General features: G+C 66.4%; 21 protein-coding genes. 9 read left to right on the forward strand and 12 right to left on the reverse strand.

The window, feature by feature from the left end; genetic code table 11:
* Positions 1-1,182: an efflux RND transporter periplasmic adaptor subunit gene (locus NUW81_RS09675; protein ID WP_245112771.1), complete on the reverse strand. Its 1,182-nt coding sequence runs from the start codon at positions 1,180-1,182 to the stop codon at positions 1-3.
* 217 nt (positions 1,183-1,399) lie between these two features.
* Here NUW81_RS09675 and NUW81_RS09680 point away from each other — a divergent pair, with 217 nt between their 5' ends.
* Positions 1,400-1,660, forward strand: a complete 261-nt coding sequence (locus NUW81_RS09680) for a GlsB/YeaQ/YmgE family stress response membrane protein (protein WP_245112773.1) — start codon at positions 1,400-1,402, stop codon at positions 1,658-1,660.
* 94 nt (positions 1,661-1,754) lie between these two features.
* Entirely contained in the window at positions 1,755-2,486 is a 732-nt protein-coding gene (locus NUW81_RS09685; RefSeq protein WP_245112775.1) for an SIMPL domain-containing protein, read from the forward strand.
* 75 nt (positions 2,487-2,561) lie between these two features.
* Here the strand turns inward: NUW81_RS09685 and NUW81_RS09690 are convergent, their stop codons facing one another.
* From NUW81_RS09690 to NUW81_RS09700, 3 genes are all read right to left on the reverse strand, one after another.
* Entirely contained in the window at positions 2,562-2,831 is a 270-nt protein-coding gene (locus NUW81_RS09690) for a GlsB/YeaQ/YmgE family stress response membrane protein (RefSeq protein WP_245112777.1), read from the reverse strand.
* Positions 2,832-3,027: 196 nt separating this feature from the next.
* Complete coding sequence (gene sciP, locus NUW81_RS09695; RefSeq protein WP_245112778.1) at positions 3,028-3,327, reverse strand: CtrA inhibitor SciP; 300 nt, start codon at positions 3,325-3,327, stop codon at positions 3,028-3,030.
* A gap of 91 nt (positions 3,328-3,418) precedes the next feature.
* A complete protein-coding gene (locus NUW81_RS09700; protein ID WP_245112779.1) occupies positions 3,419-3,616 on the reverse strand; it encodes a hypothetical protein in 198 nt (65 codons plus the stop codon).
* 76 nt (positions 3,617-3,692) lie between these two features.
* Between NUW81_RS09700 and mnmA the strand changes: the two genes are divergently transcribed.
* Entirely contained in the window at positions 3,693-4,799 is a 1,107-nt protein-coding gene (gene mnmA / locus NUW81_RS09705) for a tRNA 2-thiouridine(34) synthase MnmA (RefSeq protein ID WP_245112780.1), read from the forward strand.
* Between the two features lie 75 nt (positions 4,800-4,874).
* Here the strand turns inward: mnmA and NUW81_RS09710 are convergent, their stop codons facing one another.
* From NUW81_RS09710 to pdxH, 4 genes are all read right to left on the reverse strand, one after another.
* The gene (locus NUW81_RS09710) at positions 4,875-5,174 is read right to left on the reverse strand and encodes a hypothetical protein (protein ID WP_245112781.1); all 300 of its coding nucleotides are present in this window, start codon (positions 5,172-5,174) and stop codon (positions 4,875-4,877) included.
* 130 nt (positions 5,175-5,304) lie between these two features.
* Positions 5,305-6,102, reverse strand: coding sequence for a PhzF family protein (locus NUW81_RS09715; protein WP_245112782.1), 798 nt, complete (start codon positions 6,100-6,102; stop codon positions 5,305-5,307).
* Positions 6,102-7,070, reverse strand: coding sequence for a cation diffusion facilitator family transporter (locus NUW81_RS09720; protein ID WP_245112783.1), 969 nt, complete (start codon positions 7,068-7,070; stop codon positions 6,102-6,104). Before NUW81_RS09720 ends, NUW81_RS09715 begins: the two co-directional genes overlap by 1 nt.
* Positions 7,067-7,645 carry a pyridoxamine 5'-phosphate oxidase gene (pdxH, locus tag NUW81_RS09725; protein ID WP_245112785.1) on the reverse strand — a complete coding sequence of 193 codons (579 nt, stop codon included), beginning with the start codon at positions 7,643-7,645 and terminating at the stop codon, positions 7,067-7,069. The genes NUW81_RS09720 and pdxH overlap by 4 nt, the downstream gene beginning before the upstream one ends.
* A gap of 69 nt (positions 7,646-7,714) precedes the next feature.
* On the opposite strand from pdxH, the gene NUW81_RS09730 reads away from it, so the two are divergent.
* Genes NUW81_RS09730 through NUW81_RS09750 form a run of 5 tightly spaced genes read left to right on the forward strand, consistent with a single transcriptional unit; the run spans position 7,715 to position 11,207 of the window.
* On the forward strand, positions 7,715-8,677 hold the full coding sequence (locus tag NUW81_RS09730; RefSeq protein WP_245112786.1) for a DnaJ C-terminal domain-containing protein: 963 nt from the start codon (positions 7,715-7,717) through the stop codon (positions 8,675-8,677).
* Between the two features lie 49 nt (positions 8,678-8,726).
* A complete protein-coding gene (locus NUW81_RS09735) occupies positions 8,727-9,713 on the forward strand; it encodes a YihY/virulence factor BrkB family protein (RefSeq protein ID WP_245112787.1) in 987 nt (328 codons plus the stop codon).
* Positions 9,710-10,513 (forward strand): enoyl-ACP reductase FabI, encoded by an 804-nt coding sequence (fabI, locus tag NUW81_RS09740; RefSeq protein ID WP_245112788.1) that lies wholly within the window; start codon positions 9,710-9,712, stop codon positions 10,511-10,513. Before NUW81_RS09735 ends, fabI begins: the two co-directional genes overlap by 4 nt.
* A gap of 60 nt (positions 10,514-10,573) precedes the next feature.
* Positions 10,574-10,843 (forward strand): acylphosphatase, encoded by a 270-nt coding sequence (locus NUW81_RS09745; RefSeq protein WP_245112789.1) that lies wholly within the window; start codon positions 10,574-10,576, stop codon positions 10,841-10,843.
* A 10-nt stretch (positions 10,844-10,853) separates the two neighbouring features.
* Complete coding sequence (locus NUW81_RS09750) at positions 10,854-11,207, forward strand: YkvA family protein (protein ID WP_245112790.1); 354 nt, start codon at positions 10,854-10,856, stop codon at positions 11,205-11,207.
* On the opposite strand, the gene NUW81_RS09755 is transcribed toward NUW81_RS09750, so the two are convergent.
* A complete protein-coding gene (locus tag NUW81_RS09755; RefSeq protein WP_245112791.1) occupies positions 11,204-11,941 on the reverse strand; it encodes a class I SAM-dependent methyltransferase in 738 nt (245 codons plus the stop codon). The two genes, NUW81_RS09750 and NUW81_RS09755, sit on opposite strands and share 4 nt — an antisense overlap.
* Complete coding sequence (locus NUW81_RS09760) at positions 11,938-13,227, reverse strand: adenylosuccinate synthase (protein WP_245112792.1); 1,290 nt, start codon at positions 13,225-13,227, stop codon at positions 11,938-11,940. The genes NUW81_RS09755 and NUW81_RS09760 overlap by 4 nt, the downstream gene beginning before the upstream one ends.
* A 132-nt stretch (positions 13,228-13,359) precedes the next feature.
* Here NUW81_RS09760 and NUW81_RS09765 point away from each other — a divergent pair, with 132 nt between their 5' ends.
* Positions 13,360-14,175: an aldo/keto reductase gene (locus NUW81_RS09765; RefSeq protein WP_245112794.1), complete on the forward strand. Its 816-nt coding sequence runs from the start codon at positions 13,360-13,362 to the stop codon at positions 14,173-14,175.
* Here the strand turns inward: NUW81_RS09765 and serA are convergent.
* The gene (gene serA, locus NUW81_RS09770) at positions 14,172-15,758 is read right to left on the reverse strand and encodes a phosphoglycerate dehydrogenase (protein ID WP_245112797.1); all 1,587 of its coding nucleotides are present in this window, start codon (positions 15,756-15,758) and stop codon (positions 14,172-14,174) included. The two genes, NUW81_RS09765 and serA, sit on opposite strands and share 4 nt — an antisense overlap.
* 81 nt (positions 15,759-15,839) lie before the next feature.
* Complete coding sequence (locus NUW81_RS09775) at positions 15,840-16,952, reverse strand: phosphoserine transaminase (protein WP_245112799.1); 1,113 nt, start codon at positions 16,950-16,952, stop codon at positions 15,840-15,842.
* Positions 16,953-17,200: the final 248 nt, after the last annotated feature.

A 17,200-nucleotide genomic window follows, 5' to 3' on the forward strand; every position in this document is an offset into this window, starting at 1 on the left:
CTAGCGCGCGGATTCGCGGACGGGCGAAACCTTGCGGCCTTCGGTGAGGAAGGAGCCGGCGCGGCTGACGATCTGTTCCGAACCGTCGATGCCGCCCGAGATGGTGACACCGCGGTCATCGACCGAGGCGACGGTCACGTTGCGGCGCTCGACCTCATTGTCGGCGTTGACGACGAAGACGTAATTGCCGTTGGCGTCGGCAAGCACGGCCGACTGCGGCAGGAGCGGGGCGGTGGTGGCGCCGGCGCCGATCCGTGCCTCGGCAAAGCCGCCGGGGCGGATGGCCGGGTCATAGGGAATGGCGATGCGCACTTCACCCTGGCGGCTGGCCGGGTCGATCACGGGGGCGACCTGCCAGACGCGGCCGTCGAACTGCTTGTCGGTGCCGGTCGGAATGATCAGCGCGGGCATGCCGACATTGACACCCGAAAGGTCGTCCTGGCTGAGGCGGGCGCGCATTTCCATCTCGCCGCCACGGGCCATGCGGAAGGCCTGCGGGGTGCCGGGGCTGACGACTTGACCGACCTCGATGTTGCGCTCGAGGATAAGGCCCGAGGTGGGGGCGCGGATGTCGAGGAGGCCGATCGAGGCACGGGTCTGGTTGAGCTGCGCCTGCGCGACGGCGACACGGGCGACGGCGGCGTCATAGGCGGCCTGCTTTCGTTCGATGTCGGCGGTCGAGACGAAGCCGCGTTCTTCGAGCGCGCGGGCGCGTTCGAGTTCGCCCTTGGCGAGGTCGGCATCGGCCTGCGCGGCGGCGATCTGGGCGCGCTGCTGCTGCGCGGTCTGCGACTGCACCGAGCGTTCGATCGAGGCGAGGAGCTGGCCCTGGCGGACCCAGTCGCCGGCCTCGACGAGGACGCGGGTGACGCGGCCCGAGCCCGAGACGCCGACCGCCTGGTCGCGGCGCGCGGCGAGCGTGCCCGAAGCGATGATCGTGCGGCCCACCTCGGTGGTGCCGGGGACGATGACCGAGACGCTGGGCGCCTGGCCGCCATTGGCGGCGCCGGCGGCGCGGGGGCCGGTGGCCGCCTGTTCCTCGCCCTGCCCGAAGGCGAAATAGGCCGCCAGCAGGACGGCGGCCACGATCAGGCCGCCGATCAGGAAAATCCGGCGTTTGCGCTTGGCAGCCGAACGGTCCTCGAGCGCCATATTGCCTTCGAAGGCGAGTTCACGGTTCATCGTCATATCCCTAAAATGTCCCCACGACCGTTCCGATGCGAACCGCCGTATCATAGGAGTAGCACACATGCATCGCAAAAGTAGGAAGCTCCGTCCGGCGGGCGTCCTGTTTCGACCAACGGCGGAACGCTTGTGCTCGCGAAACGATACTCTATCGTAACGAGGCCCGATAGAGGGCCTGTTCGCGTAGCTACATATTAGCAGGGAGAAGCGGGCGATGCTCGAGGAATATAGCTGGTTCTGGTGGATCGTCATCGGCCTCATTGCGGGCGCGATCGCCAAGCTCATCATGCCGGGCAAGGACCCGGGCGGCTGTTTCGTAACGATCCTCCTCGGGATCGCGGGCGCGCTGCTCGCCGGTTTCCTCGGCAAGGCGGTGGGCTGGTATGACGAAGGCGAGGGCGCGGGCTTCATCGCCGCGATCGTCGGCGCGCTGATCATCCTCGGCATCTATCGCATGGTGCTCAAGAAGCGCTGATTTGCGGGCACGTTCATCGAGGGTTGGGGTTGCGGCTGCTGCTCTGTCGGACAGGCGACCCTTCCCCGCGGGTTGTCAGTGAAGGAGTAGAGCGATGAAGACATTGTTGATGGCCGCGCTGCTGGGCGCGGCGGCGACGGGCCTGCCGATGCAAGCCGGCGCGCAGCCGGGCATGGCGATCGAGGTCGGCGAGGACCAGACGGTGCTCGACCTTGCGGTGCGCGGTACTTCGACCCGCGTGCCCGACGTGGTCAACATCTCGGCGGGCGTGGTCACCACCGCGCCGACCGCGGCCGAGGCATTGAGGCAGAATAGCGAGACGATGCAGCGGATCGTCCGGGCTCTTCGGCAGGCGGGGGTGAAGGAGCGCGACATCCGCACCCAGCGCATCAACCTCAACCCGCGCTACGACGACCGGGGCGGCTACGAGAACCGCAAGATCATCGGCTATCAGGCCCAGAACATGGTCTCGGTGAAATTCCGCGAGATCGAGCAGTCGGGGCGGATCCTCGACGTGCTGGTGGGCGAGGGCGCCAACCAGATCTACGGCCCGAATTTCGAGCTCGACGATCCCGCCGAAGCGCTCGACGAGGCGCGTGCCGATGCGCTGGAGCAGGCGCGCGAGCGGGCCGGCCTTTATGCCGCCGCGCTGGGCAAGCGGGTGGTGCGGCTGGCCTATTTCTCCGAAGGAGGCGCGCAGATGCCCTCGCCCATCGTGGTGACGGGCTCGCGCATCCGGATGGAAGCGGCCGACGCGGCCCCGCCGGTGGCCCCGGGCGAGCAGGAGGTGGGGATCACCCTCAACCTGCGCTACATCCTCGAATAGGGGCCGGAGCGGAGACGAAAAAAGGGCCGGGCACCACGCTGGCGTCCGGCCCTTTTTCCTGTGGTGCGTAAGGGCTTAGCGAACCTTGCCGCGACGCACGAGATTGACGATCGCGAGCAGCACGATGGCGCCGAGCAGCGACACGAGCAGCGCCGAGATCGAGAAGTCGCCGGTGGTGATCGATGCACCGCCGATGATCGGGGCGAGCAGGAGCCCGCCGAGGATGGCGCCGACGATGCCGACAACGATGTTGAGAAGGATGCCCTGCTGGGCGTCGGTGCGCATCACGATGCTGGCAAGCCAGCCGAGGATGCCGCCGACGATGATGATCAGGATCCAGGTCATGTGAACTCTCCCTATGACAATCGGTCGGCTTCTTGCGGCCGACTCAGGCGAATCAAAGACGGAAGGGCGGGCTTTGTTCCGCCTCTGTCACTTTTCCGAAGGCCATGAAAAAACGGCCCCGCCAGGGAGAAGGCAGGGCCGTTTCCAGGGAAGACGTAAAGTCTCGGGTTACGCGGGTGACCGCGTCTCGTGGCGATCAGAAGCGCTGCTGGCGCTCATACTGGTCGCGATACTGCTTGAGGCGGGTCACGCGCAGGCCGGGCATGCCCGAGCGGTCGACCGCGCGCTGCCAGCTGGTGAACTCCTCGAGGCTGAGATCGTAGCGCTCGCACGCCTCGTCGACCGTCAGGAGACCGCCGGCGACGGCGGCGACGACCTCGGCCTTGCGGCGCACGACCCAGCGGGTGGTGGTTGCCGGCGGCAGGCTGTCCAGCGTCAGCGGTTCACCGAGCGGGCCAATCACCTGGGCGGGGCGGATTTCCTGGTTCTCGAGCATTGAATTCCTCAACCTGTATGTCTCTCGTTACGGCTTGAGATTTAACCGGCTCCCTTGAACAAATGGTCATGGGGAAGGGTTAACGCGCCGCTTAACTATCCTTGTCGTCCGTTAACCGTGCGATGTCCGCAAAGGCGCCGGACAAGGTGCCCGCGACCTGCTCTCCCGAGAGGAAACGTACCAGATCCTGGTCCTTCGCGATTCGGACGCTGAGCGCCGGCAATCCCGCCTCGATCATCTCGAGGGTGACAGGCGTGCCATCGTCAAAGTCCTGTTCATGTTTCGCCAACGGCTGTTCCCCTATTTACACCTCGTGGTTCCCAAGCCCTATGCGAACAGGGTGAATTTCCGGTAAAGAAGACGTCATGTTCCCGACTTTTGATCTTCCAGGCGCCGCTGCCGACGCGCGCATCGTCGTCGCCATGTCCGGCGGCGTGGACAGTAGCGTGGTCGCCTGCCTTGCCGCCGAAACGGGCGCCGAGGTGATCGGCGTCACGCTCCAGCTCTATGACCATGGCGAAGCCGTGGCCCGCTCGGGCACCTGCTGCGCGGGGCAGGACATCTATGATGCCAAGACCGTCTGCGACCGCCTCGGCATCGCGCATTACGTCCTCGACTACGAATCGCGCTTCCGCGAGGGCGTCATCGACAAGTTTGCCGACGATTATGCCGCGGGCCGCACGCCCATTCCCTGCTCGCAGTGCAACCAGGGGGTGAAGTTCGTCGACCTGCTCGCCTTCGCCCGCGAACTTGGCGCGACCTGCCTTGCGACCGGCCATTATGTCCGCCGCGTCGTGGGCGAGGATGGCAAGCCGCAGCTGTGGAAGGGGCGCGACCCGCGCCGCGACCAGAGCTATTTTCTTTACGGCACCACGCTCGACCAGCTCGATTTCCTGCGCTTCCCGCTGGGCGACCTGCCCAAGGACGAGGTGCGCAAGTTGGCGGAAAAGGCGGGGCTGGAAGTGGCGAACAAGCCCGATAGCCAGGACATCTGCTTCGTGCCCGACGGCGATTATGCGCGGCTCGTGAAGAAGCTGCGCCCAGAGACCGAGGCGCCGGGCGACATTGTCGGCCTCGACGGCGCGGTGCTCGGCCAGCATCGTGGCACGGTCCATTATACCATCGGCCAGCGCCGCGGGCTCGAGATCGGCGGACAGGCCGAACCGCTCTATGTCGTGCGGATCGATGCGGCCACGCGGCAGGTGGTGGTCGGCCCGAAAGCCGCGCTCGCGGTCGCGGGCGCGAGGATCGAGGACATCAACTGGATCGGCGAGGAGCAGTTGCTGGTCGAGACCAAGGTGCGCAGCCTCGCGCCGCCGGTACCCGCGCGGCTTGGGCAGGGCGCGGTGCGGTTCGAGGCGCCGCAGTTCGGCGTGGCACCGGGCCAGTCGGCGGTCTTCTACGACGGCGACCGGCTGCTCGGCGGCGGCACCATCGCGGCGACCGAGCCGGCCACCCTCGAACCGGCCTGAGCGGCGCCGACCGAAAAAGAAAAGGGGCCCGGCGAGCAGCTGCTTGCCGGGCCCCTTCTATCTTGATGCCATGCCTTAGTTGGAGGCGGGCTGGTCCGAGGTGGCCTGGTTGACCACGGCGGCGACGATGCCGACCTGCATCGCACCGATGGCGACAGTGGCTTCGTCGACGGGGATCGCCGCCGCGGCGGCGCGCTTGACGCAAACGCCGTCGACGCCGTCCTTGATGACGATTTCTTCGGTCTTGGCGGTTTCGGGATCAACCTCTTCCCAGACCTTGCCCTTGGGGCAGATCGTGGGCGCTTCGGCAGTGGCCTGCGCATTGCCACCGGGGGCGGCGGCGAGAAGAAGGGTGGCTGCGAGAAGATCGAACATGGAAAGCTCCAGCTTGCAGGCCCGCGCGGTGGGAGGGGGCCGATGATGAATTTGTGCAGTGGGACGGGTCGGACGACCCGCCTTTCAGCTGCTGAATGTCATCAACTTTGCGGGCGCTCAAGGTAAATTTTCAAAAACTAAACTTACCCCTGATCACGGTGCGCGCTTCACCGCCGAGATGGAGGCGATCGCCGGTGATCGCGCAGGACAGGTCGCCGCCGCGCGTGCTTGCCTGGTGCGCGCTCATCCGCTGCTTGCCAAGCCGGTCCGCCCAATAGGGGGCCAGTCCCATATGCGCGGCGCCGGTCACCGGATCTTCGTCGATGCCATAGGCGCCCGCGAAGACCCGACTGGCGAAGTCGGTCCGGTTGCCCGGTGCGGTGACGATGACCAGCGCTTCGACCGTTTTCAACACGCCGAAGTCGGGCGTGCAGGCGCGCACCGCCGCCTCGTCGGCAAGCGGGATGATGACGATTGGTTCGACGCCCGCGTAGAAATGCGCCTCCCCGCCCGAACCGACGGCGGCCAGCGCTTGCGCCGCGCGGGGATCCTTGCTGGCGGTGGCGAAGGGCATGTCGAGGACGAGCCGGTTACCATCGCGGGTGACGGTGATGATACCCGCCTTGCGCGTACGAAAACGGATGCGGTCCGCCTCGCCGATCAGCACGTGCGCGCTCGCCAGCGTGGCATGACCGCACATGGCGACCTCGCAACCGGGCGTGAACCAGCGCAGGTCGTAATCGGCGTCGTCATCTGCGCAAGGAAGGGTGAAGGCGGTCTCGGACAGGTTGTTCTCGACGGCGATGGCGAGCAGCGTCGCATCGTCGAACCAGTCGCCCTCGAGCGGCATGACGGCGGCGGGATTGCCGGTCAGCGCGGCACCGCCGACGGTGAAGGCGTCGACCTGCGTGAAGGGAAGGGTCGGCATCAGTTGCCCGCCGTTTCGGGCGTCATGTCCTGCCCCGGCTCCTCCAGCCCCTTGGGATCGGGATGGATGAGGATGTCGACGCCGGGGAATTCCTTTTTGATGCGGCGTTCCACGTCGTCCATCACGTCATGCGCCTCGGCCACCGTCATGCGCGGGTCGAGCCAGATGTGGAATTGCGCGAAATCATGGCCTCCGCTCGTGCGGGTGCGAAGCTCGTGAATGCCATGCAGTTCGGGATGGGCGTTGATCATGGCGATGAAGCGGTCGCGTTTCTCGTCGTCCCACTCGCGGTCCATCAGCTGGTCGACGGCATGGCTTGCCCCCGCCCAGGCCCCGCGCAGCAGCCACAGCGCGATGAGGATGCCGAAAATGGGGTCGGCGAGCGGGAAGTTTCCGAGCTGGTCCAGCGCCAGCGCGGCAATCACCGCAGCGTTGAGCAGGAGGTCCGACTGGTAGTGGACATGGTCGGTGGCGATGGCCACCGAACCGGTCTTCCTGATCACCATGCGCTGGTAGGCGAGCAGCGCGAGGGTGACGAGGATCGCCACCGCCGACACACCGACGCCCAGTTCGAGTTCGTGCGTGCGCTCGCCCGAGCCGAAACGCGCGATGGCACGCCACGCGATACCAATGGCGCTGACCGAGATGAGGATGACCTGGAAGAGCGCGGCGATGGCCTCCGCCTTGCCATGGCCGAAGCGATGTTCCTCGTCGGCGGGCATGGCGGCGTAGCGCACGCCGAAGAAGGTGACGAGGCTGGCGATGAGGTCGAGGCTGGTGTCGGCAAGACTGCCGAGCATGGCGACGCTGTCCGTCGACCAGCTGGCCCAGACCTTGATGCCGACAAGGAAGAGCGCGACCGAGACCGAGAAGATCGCGGCCTTGGAGGTCAGGCTGGCGCGCTCGCCGTGATGGTCATGGGCATGGCCGTGCCCGTGCCCGTGGCTATGTCCGTGCAATCCGCTCATGGATAGAGAAGTCCCTCGCGCCAGCCCTCGCCGGTCCGGGTGAAAAGGATACGGTGGTGCATGCGTTCCGGCGTGCCTTCCCAGAATTCGATGCTGTCGGGGACGAGTCGATAGCCGCCCCAATGCGCCGGCCGCGGCAGGTCGCCTTCGGGATATTCCTCCTCGAGCGCGGCGATGCGACCCAGGAAAACCTCGCGCGAGGGCAGCGGGCGGCTCTGGTCGGAGGCGGTGGCGGCGAGCTGCTTGTCGCGCCCGCGGCTGTCGAAATAGGCATCGGCGGTGGCCTCGTCGACATGTTCGACCCGCCCCGTGATGCGCACCTGCCGATAGGTCGATTTCCAGTGGAAGGCGAGCGCGGCATGGGCGTTGGCGGCAAGCTCCGCGCCCTTGCGGCTCTGCTTGTTGGTATAAAAGGTGAAGCCGTCCGGCCCGTGGTCCTTCAGGAGCACGATGCGCACCGAGGGCAGCCCGTCGGGGGTCGCGGTGGCCAGCGCCATGGCGTTGGGATCGGAGGGTTCGCGGGCGCACGCCTCGGCAAACCAGTCGTCGAACAATTGGAACGGATCCATATCCATGGCGTAGGGGGCAGGGAGGAGCCTTGCAAGGCTGGCAATTTCGCGAAGGATGCGCTTTAGGACTGTTCTATGGACCTATACCAGCAACTGGGCGTCTCGCGCAGCGCGAGCGAAGCCGACATCAAGAAAGCCTATCGCAGCCTTGCCAAGCAGCTGCACCCCGACCGCAACAAGGATAATCCGAAGGCGGCCGAGCGCTTCGGCAAGGTCACGCAGGCCTATGACATCCTGTCCGACAAGGACAAGCGCGCGCGCTACGACCGCGGCGAGATCGACGAGGAGGGCAATCCCAAGTCGCCCTTCGGCGCCGGTTTCGGCGGGGGCAGCCCCTTCGGCGGCGGCGGCGGCGGCCGCGCGCAGGGCTATCCCGGTGCCGGCGCGGGGCAGGCGGGCTTCGAGGAAGCCGATCTTTCCGACCTGTTCGAAGGCATTTTCGGTGGCGGGCGCCAGCGCCAGTCGCAGTCGCAGGGCGGCGGCGGCTTCGGCGGTTTCGGGCGGCGCGGACCGCCCCCCAAGGGTGCCGATGCCAACTATCGCCTCACCGTGCCCTTCATCGATGCAGCCACGCTCGAGCCGCAGCGGGTCAAGCTGGCGGGGGGCAAGACGCTCGACATGAAGCTGCCCAAGGGGGTCGAGGACGGCACCAGGATTCGCCTCGCCGGCCAGGGCGAGGAAGGCCCCGGCGGCAAGGGCGATGCGCTCGTCACCATCGCCATCGCCGGCCACAAATATTTCAAGCGCGACGGGGACGACATCCGCCTCGACCTGCCGATCACGCTCCCCGAAGCAGTGCTGGGGGCCAAGGTGAAGGTGCCGACCGTCACGGGCGCGGTCACGATGACCATCCCCAAGGGTACCAGCGGCGGCACCGTCATGCGCCTCAAGGGCAAGGGCTTTTCGAAGAAGGCGGGCGGCAATGGCGACCAGCTCGTCACGCTCGAGATCGACATCCCGAAGGGCGACAAGGCACTCGAGGACTTCGCCGCCGGCTGGACCCACCCCGGCAACCCGCGCGAGGGAATGGGAGGGTAGCTGACTGACCCAGCGCTCGCCCCAGTCCCCCGAAGCGCGGCGCCGCCGGTTGGCAGCGCTCAAGGCCAAGTTCGGTGCCGACGCGATCCGCCGCCTGCGCGATAGCGACCGCCCGTGGGAGGTGACCAAGCGCGTCGCCATCGGTGTCTATTCGGACGGCTTCATCCACGCCGGCAACCTTGCCTATATCTCGATGCTGGCGATCTTCCCCTTCATCATCCTCGCCACCGCCGTCGCGGTGCTGCTGGGGGAAGGGGGGGCGAGCGAGAGCGCGATCCTCACCGTCCTCTCGCGCCTGCCGCCCAATGTCGCCGAAGCGCTCGCCGACCCGTTGTTCGAGGTGTCGGCGCGCGATCCCGGCCCACTCCTGTGGTTCGGCGCGCTGGTCGGCATGTGGACGACGGGCAGTTTCATCGAGACGATCCGCGACGTGCTGCGGCGCGCCTATGGCGTGCGCATGGTCGCGCCCTTCTGGGAATATCGCCTCGCCTCGATCGGGCTGATCGTCGGCGCGGTCATCCTCCTCATCATCGCCTTCGCCTCGAGCCTCACCCTGTCGAGCGTGCAGGAGATGATCGAACAATGGTTTCCCGTGACCAAGGACGGGGCGGGGCTGGTCACGCTCCTGCGCATCATTCCGGCGGTCACGCTCTACGGCACCATCTACCTCGTCATCTGGGCGCTGACCCCGCTGCGCTATCGCAGCAAGAGCTGCCGCATCTGGCCCGGCGCGCTGGCGATCACCATGTGGTGGCTCGTCACCGTCGCGCTCCTGCCGCAGGCGGTCCAGCTGTTCGGCGGTTACGGCAAGACCTATGGCAGCCTTGCGGGCGCCATGGTCGCGCTCATCTTTTTCTACATCATCGGTTTCGGGGTGGTGATCGGGGCGGAACTCAACGCGGCCCTAGCGTCATCGGGCGACAAGGCGCTAAAGGGCGAGCATTATCATGGCCCCCATGTCGACGAACTCGAGGTCGAGGACCCGGGTGAAGACGAGGAGGTCGACGAGGACATCGAAGAAGAGGGATTGAGATGACCGGATTGATGAAGGGCAAGCGCGGGCTGATCATGGGGCTCGCCAACAACAAGAGCCTGGCGTGGGGCATCTCCAAGCAGCTCGCCGAGCAGGGCGCCGAGCTCGCCTTCACCTATCTCGGCGATGCCCTGAAAAAGCGCGTCGGTCCGCTCGCGGCCGAGCTGGGCAGCGACATCCTGATCGACTGCGACGTCAGTGACATGGACAATCTCGACCGCGCCTTCGAGGAACTGAAAGGGCATTGGGACAGCCTCGACTTCGTTGTCCACGCCATCGGCTTTTCGGACAAGAACGAGCTGCGCGGCGGTTATGTCGACACCAGCCTCGAGAACTTCCTCATGACGATGAACATCTCGGCCTACAGCCTCGTCGCGGTGGCCAAGCGGGCGCGCGAGATGATGTCGGACGGCGGCTCGATCGTGACGCTGACCTATTATGGCGCCGAAAAGGTCATTCCCCATTACAACGTCATGGGCGTGGCCAAGGCGGCGCTCGAGACGAGCGTGCAATATCTTGCCTCCGATCTCGGTCCCGAGGGCATCCGCGTCAACGCCATCTCGGCGGGCCCGATCAAGACGCTGGCCGCCAGCGGCATCGGCGACTTCCGCTACATCATGCGCTGGAACGAGCTGAATTCGCCGCTCCGCCGCAACGTCACCATCGAGGATGTCGGCGGCGCCGGCCTCTATTTCTGCTCGGACCTGTCGTCGGGCGTGACGGGCGAGGTGCACCATGTCGATGCGGGCTATCATGTCGTCGGCATGAAGGCCGAGGACGCGCCCGACATCGCGCTCGACTGACGGCCACCGTCAAAATTTGCTGCGATGCAACAGCCGGGGAGGGCATGCGTTGTCCCCCCCATGGTCGCACGGCATCTCCACATCACCGGCAAGGTCCAGGGGGTCTTCTTTCGCGATACGACGCGCAAGGAGGCCGAGGCGCGCGGCGTGACCGGCTGGGTGCGCAACTGCGAGGACGGCAGCGTCGAGGCCTATGTCGAGGGCAGCCGCATCGCGGTGGACGAGCTGATCGACCGGCTCGCCGAAGGACCGCCCGCGGCGAAGGTCGCGGCGGTGGAGAGCGAAGAGGTCCTGCCGCAGGGCTGCGAGCGTTTCCTCATCAAGCGATGACCACGCGCGCATGAAGGACTGGGCGCGGCGGCTGAAGCGCGAGGCGCTGGTGCTGTGGGTCGCGGCGCGCCACCCGGGCGTGCCCTTCATCGCCAAGGCGGTGGCGGGGCTGGTCGCGGCCTATGCCTTTTCGCCGATCGACCTCATCCCGGATTTCATTCCCGTGCTCGGGCTGCTCGATGATCTCCTCATCGTGCCGCTCGGCGTGTGGCTGGCCCTGAAGCTCGTGCCCAAGGGACTGCGGGCGATCTTGCGCAGCGAGGCGGCGGCGCTCGCGGAAAAGCCGGTCAGACGCGCGGGGCTGGGGATCGTGATCCTGTTGTGGCTGGGCGCAATGCTGCTGGCGTGGCGCGCGCTGGCCTAGGCCTTCTTGCGTCCGACCAGCGTTCCCTTCTCGCCGCCCTTCCACAGGTGGAAATCGATCTCGGGATGCGCCTTCTTCCAGCGCCGTGCGACGAGCCGCTCGCCGGGACGCGAGGCGTCGTCGAGGAACAGGGTAGCGCCGGGCGCGAGATGGCCGAATAGCCGCTCGGCGCCGCCGCGGGTCATCGGGTTGATGGTCCAGGGCGGCCCGTCGATGATCATCATGTCGACGCCGTCCTCGAGCGGGCCGGTGTCGTAGAAGAGGCCCGGCCATTCATCGTCGATGGGCTTCAGCGCGGCATGGCGGATGTCGGCATGAAGGCCATGCTCGTGAAGCCAGTCCTTCGTTTTCTCGACGAACTCGGCATGCTGGTCGAAGCTGAGGTGCGGCGGGCAGCCCGCCTTTTTCAGCGCGGCGGCGATGACGAGGCTCGAGGCACCGCATCCGAACTCGACCACATGTCGCGGGCGATGCTCGAGGATATGGTCGACGATGAGGTGGAGGAAGCCCGTGTCGGCCTTCCACGAGCCGAGGTTGGGCAGCGCGTCGCAGTCGAGTCCGAGGCGGTCGCACAGCCGCTCCTTCTCGGCCTTGGACCCGCCGCGCAGGCTCTTCAGCAGGAATGGCGCGGTAAAGGGCGCGAACAGCGCGAAGGCGACACGATCGGTCCAGCCGACATGCGCGTCGGCGGCATGGTCCTTGGGAAGGAAACCCGTCGTCTCGCGGCTGGTCACTGGCTGAACGGATCCGATACGAGGATGGTGTCGTCGCGCTCGGGGCTCGTGGACAAGAGCGTGACGGGGCAGCGCACCAGCTCCTCGATCCGGCGGACATATTTGATCGCATTGGCGGGCATGTCGGCCCAGCTGCGCGCGCCGGCGCTGGTCTCGGACCAGCCGGGCATCTCCTCGTAGACCGGCTCGATCTTCTCGGTCAGCATCGCCGAGGCGGGGAGATAGTCATACTCCTTGCCGTCGATCCTGTAGCCGGTGCAGATCTTCACCGAGTCGAGGCCGTCGAGGACGTCGATCTTGGTGAGCGCGATGCCGTTGATGCCGGTGACCGCGACCGACTTGCGCACCAGCACCGCGTCGAACCAGCCGCAGCGGCGCTGGCGGCTGGTGACGGTGCCGAATTCATGGCCGCGCTCGCCGAGGCGCTGGCCGATCTCGTCATGCAGTTCGGTCGGGAAGGGGCCCGAGCCGACGCGGGTGGTATAGGCCTTGGTGATGCCGAGCACGGTGCCCGCCGCATTGGGACCCATGCCCGAGCCCGCGCCGACCGTGCCTGACACGGTGTTGGAGGAGGTGACGAAGGGATAGGTGCCATGGTCGACGTCGAGCATGGTGCCCTGCGCGCCTTCGAACAGGATGCGGCTGCCATCGCGGCGCGCTTCGTCGAGGTCGCGCCAGACCGGGCGCACGAAGGGGGTGACGAAACCGGCGATCTCGCGCAGCTGGGCGAGCAGCTCGTCGCGGTCGATCGGATCCTCGCCGAAACCCGCGCGCAGGTGATCGTGATGCGCGCACAGCCGCTCGAAGATGGGTGCGATATGGTCGAGTTCGGCAAGATCGCAGACGCGGATGGCGCGGCGGCCGACCTTGTCCTCGTATGCGGGGCCGATGCCACGACGCGTGGTGCCGATCTTGCCCTTCGACAGCGCATCCTCGCGCAAGGCATCGAGGTCGCGGTGGATCGGCAGGATCAGCGGCGTGTTCTCGGCGATCCAGAGATTGTCGGGGGTGATCTCGACGCCCTGCCCGCGGACCTTCTCGATCTCGCTCTTCAGGGCCCAGGGGTCGAGGACGACGCCGTTGCCGATGACGCTGGGCGTGCCGCGCACGATGCCCGAGGGCAGCAGCGAGAGCTTGTAGGTGGTGCCGCCGACGACGAGCGTATGGCCGGCATTATGGCCGCCCTGGAAACGAACGACGAGATCGGCGCGGCTTGCCAGCCAGTCGACAATCTTGCCCTTGCCTTCATCGCCCCACTGGGCGCCGATGACGGTCACGTTGGCCACGAAAAGCCTCCCGATAATTGGTTCGACGTTGCCTAGGAAAGCAGGGGGCCCACGTCCAGCGGCGATTTGCCTATCGTGGACGGAACGCGGCGGGTGGTTCGGCCCTTCTTTGAGCGCGAAGGAGATTTTTCGATGAGCGACCAGCCGCACCTTACCCTGAACGATGATCGCGAGATGCCGCAGCTCGGCTTCGGTACCTGGCAGGTCGAGGAGGAGGATGCGGCCGGCGTGGTGAAGACCGCGCTCGATGTCGGCTACCGGCTCGTCGACACGGCGGCGATTTACGAGAATGAGCGCGGGGTCGGCAAGGGGCTCGAAGGGCGCGAGGACATCTGGCTGACGACCAAGATCTGGAATGACGACCAGGGCTATGCGGAAGCGAAGACCGCCTTCGGCCATTCGCTGAACCGGCTCGGGCGCGAGGATGTCGACCTCCTGCTGATCCACTGGTCCTGCCCGCAAAAGGACAGGTTCGTCGACACGTGGAAGGCGATGATCGAACTCCGTGAGGAAGGGCGGGCAAAGTCGATCGGCGTGTCCAATTTTCGCCGCGAGGACCTCGCGCGGATCATCGAGGAGACGGGGTTCGCGCCCGCCGTGAACCAGATCGAGCTGCACCCCAGCTTCCAGCAGCGCGAGTTGCGCGCCTTGCACGACGAGCTTGGGATCAGGACGCAGAGCTGGTCGCCGCTCGGGCAGGGCAAGGGTATGGATGCGGACGTGGTGGGCAGGATCGCCGAGGAGACGGGACAGTCACCCGCCGCGGTGATCATCCGCTGGCACCTGCAGTCGGGCCTCCTCGTCATCCCCAAGGCCTCGAGCCGCGCGCATATGGCGGACAATCTCTCGGCGCTCGATTTCACCCTGTCGGACGCGCAGATGGCGGCGATCGACGGGCTCGACCGGGCAGACGGCCGGATCGGTCCCGACCCGGCCGACTACTGCTAATCGAAGCGGAGCGGCACCACGCGCTTCACGTCGGGGATCGCGCGCAGCGCCTCGAGCAGCTGGTCGGTTGGCTGCGAATCGATGGCGACGAGCGCCAGCGCCTCGCCGCCGATGTCGCGGCGCCCGAGGGCGAAGGTGGCGATATTCACCCCCGCATCGCCGAGCGTCGAGCCCAGCGCGCCGATGAAGCCCGGCTGGTCGGCGTTGACGATATAGAGCATCGGGCCGGTGAGTTCGGCTTCGACATCGACCCCGAACATGTCGACGAGACGCGGATTGGCATTGCCGAACAGCGTGCCCGCAACCGAGCATTTCGAGCCGTCGGGGAGGGTCGCCTTGACCCGCACCAGCGTGTGATAATCGCCCTCGTGGCTGTGTCGCACCTCGGAGACGTCGAGACCGCGATCCTTGGCCAGCACGGGCGCGTTGACCATGTTCACGCTGTCCGAATAGCTGCCCATGAGCCCCGCCAGCACGGCTCCCGAAATCGGCGTGATGCTGAGCTCGGCGGCCGCGCCCTCGACCTCGACCGAGATGGCACAGACATCCTCGCCCAGCACTTGGCCGACGAGGCGCCCGAGGTTGGTGGCGAGGCCCATGTAGGGCTTCACGCGCGGCGCTTCCTCGGCGCTGATGGAGGGCGAGTTCAAGGCATTGGTCACGCCCCCCAATAGCAGATAATCGCTCATCTGTTCGGCGACCTGGATGGCGACATTGACCTGCGCCTCGGTGGTCGAGGCGCCGAGGTGCGGGGTGGCGACGAAGCCCGGCGTACCGAACAGCGGGCTGTCCTTGGCGGGCTCTTCCTTGAACACGTCGAGCGCGGCGCCGGCGATATGGCCGCTCTCGAGGAGGTCCTTCAGCGCCTCCTCGTCGATCAGGCCGCCGCGCGCGCAATTGACGATGCGCACGCCCTTCTTGGTCTGCTCGAGCCGCTCGCGCGACAGGATGTTGCGCGTCTCGTCGGTGAGCGGGGTGTGCAGCGTGATGAAATCGGCGCGGCGCAAGAGCTCGTCGAGCTCCACCTTCTCGATGCCGAGGTCGACCGCGCGCTCGGGGGAGAGGAAGGGGTCGAAGGCGACGACCTTCATCTTGAGGCCCTGCGCGCGGGACGCGACGATCGAGCCGATATTGCCCGCGCCGATGAGGCCCAGCGTCTTGCCGGTCAGCTCGACCCCCATGAAGCGCGATTTCTCCCACTTGCCCGCCTGCGTCGAGGCATCGGCCTCGGGCAGCTGGCGGGCGAGCGCGAACATCAGCGCGACGGCATGTTCGGCGGTGGTGATCGAATTGCCGAAGGGGGTGTTCATGACGACGATGCCGCGGCTGGTGGCGGCGGGGATGTCGATATTGTCGACGCCGATGCCGGCGCGGCCGATGACCTTCAGCTTGTCCGCGTGGGCGAGAATGTCGGCATTGGGCTTGGTCGCCGAACGCACGGCGAGCCCGTCATAATCGCCGATGATGGCTTTCAACTCTTCGGGGTTGAGGCCCGGTTTCTCGTCCACCTCGATGCCGCGCTCGCGGAAGATCTCGGCGGCGCGGGGGTCCATCTTGTCGGCGATGAGGACTTTGACGGTCATGGATGATCCTTTGGAATTCACTGTCCCGCCATCAGCGGGGAAAGGGGCAGGGGGTTGCGCGGATGCTGCGGGGCGCAGCGATTACGCGGTCTGTTCCCACGCCCAGTCGAGCCACGGCCCGAGCTTCTCGATGTCGGCACTGTCGACAGTGGCGCCGCACCAGATGCGCAGGCCCGGGGGCGCGTCGCGATAGGCGCCGAAGTCGTAGGCGACATCCTCGTCCTCGAGCAGCTTGACGATCGCCTTGGCCCGCGCCGGCTCGCCGTCCACCGTGAGGCAGACGCCGGTGCGGCTCCGGAGGGCGGGATCGGTGCACAGGTGATGCAGCCAGTTGCGCTCCTGCACCAGTGCATCGACCGCGGCCGCATTGGCCTTGGCGCGTTCGATCATGCCGTCGAGGCCGCCGATGCTGTTTGCCCATTCCATCGAATGGATCGCATCCTCGACGCAGAGCATCGAGGGCGTGTTGATGGTCGCGCCGGTGAAGATGCCTTCATTGAGCTTGCCACCCTTGGTCAGGCGGAACAGCTTGGGCAGCGGGCGGTCGGGCTTGTAGCTTTCGAGCCGTTCTACAGCGCGGGGGCCGAGGATGAGGACGCCATGCGCCGCCTCGCCGCCGAGCACCTTCTGCCAGCTGAAGGTGGCGACATCGATCTTGTCCCACGGCAGGCGGTGGGCAAAGACCGCGCTGGTGCTGTCGGCGAAGGACAGGCCCTCGCGGGTCTCGGGGATCCAGTCGCCGTCGGGCACGCGGACGCCCGAGGTGGTGCCGTTCCAGGTGAAGAGCACGTCGGTCGACCAGTCGACGCAGGACAGGTCGGGCAGGTCGCCATAATCGGCCTCGACTGCAATCGGATCGAGCTTCAGCTGCTCGATCGCGTCCTTGACCCAGTCCTTGCCGAAACTTTCCCAGCCCATCGCCGTCACGCGGCGCTGCCCGAGCATCGTCCACATCGCCATCTCGAAGGCACCGGTGTCGGAGCCGGGAACGATGCCGATTCGGTGCGAATCGGGCAGTTCGAGCAATTCGCGCATCATCGCGATGCAATGCGCGAGGCGGGCCTTGTTAACCGCACCGCGGTGCGATCGGCCGAGGCCGTCGAGGTTCAACTTGTCGGGGCTCCAGCCCGGCGGCTTGGCGCAGGGTCCGGACGAGAAATACGGTCGTGCAGGGCGCACTTCAGGCTTCAACATCAAACTCTCCTTCCAGAGAGGCGCGCCGCGTTGGGGCGACGTGTCCCGGGACTTGGTTAAGCCGCTGCTTGGCAAAGCGAAAGACCGCTTTTGGGTACGGTGAAAATTTAACAAGAAATCGCGGTTTCCTGCGTTAAACCGACGTTAAAAAGTTAATCTAACGCAAACGTCAACTCAACTCATCGCTTCGTCGTGGCAACTCGTCACGGAATAGGGAACGAGCGCTTGAGTTTCTTAACCAATCGGCG

Origin of the sequence: Sphingomicrobium aestuariivivum, assembly GCF_024721585.1 — a bacterium.
In the GTDB taxonomy this organism is placed as follows: domain Bacteria; phylum Pseudomonadota; class Alphaproteobacteria; order Sphingomonadales; family Sphingomonadaceae; genus Sphingomicrobium; species Sphingomicrobium aestuariivivum.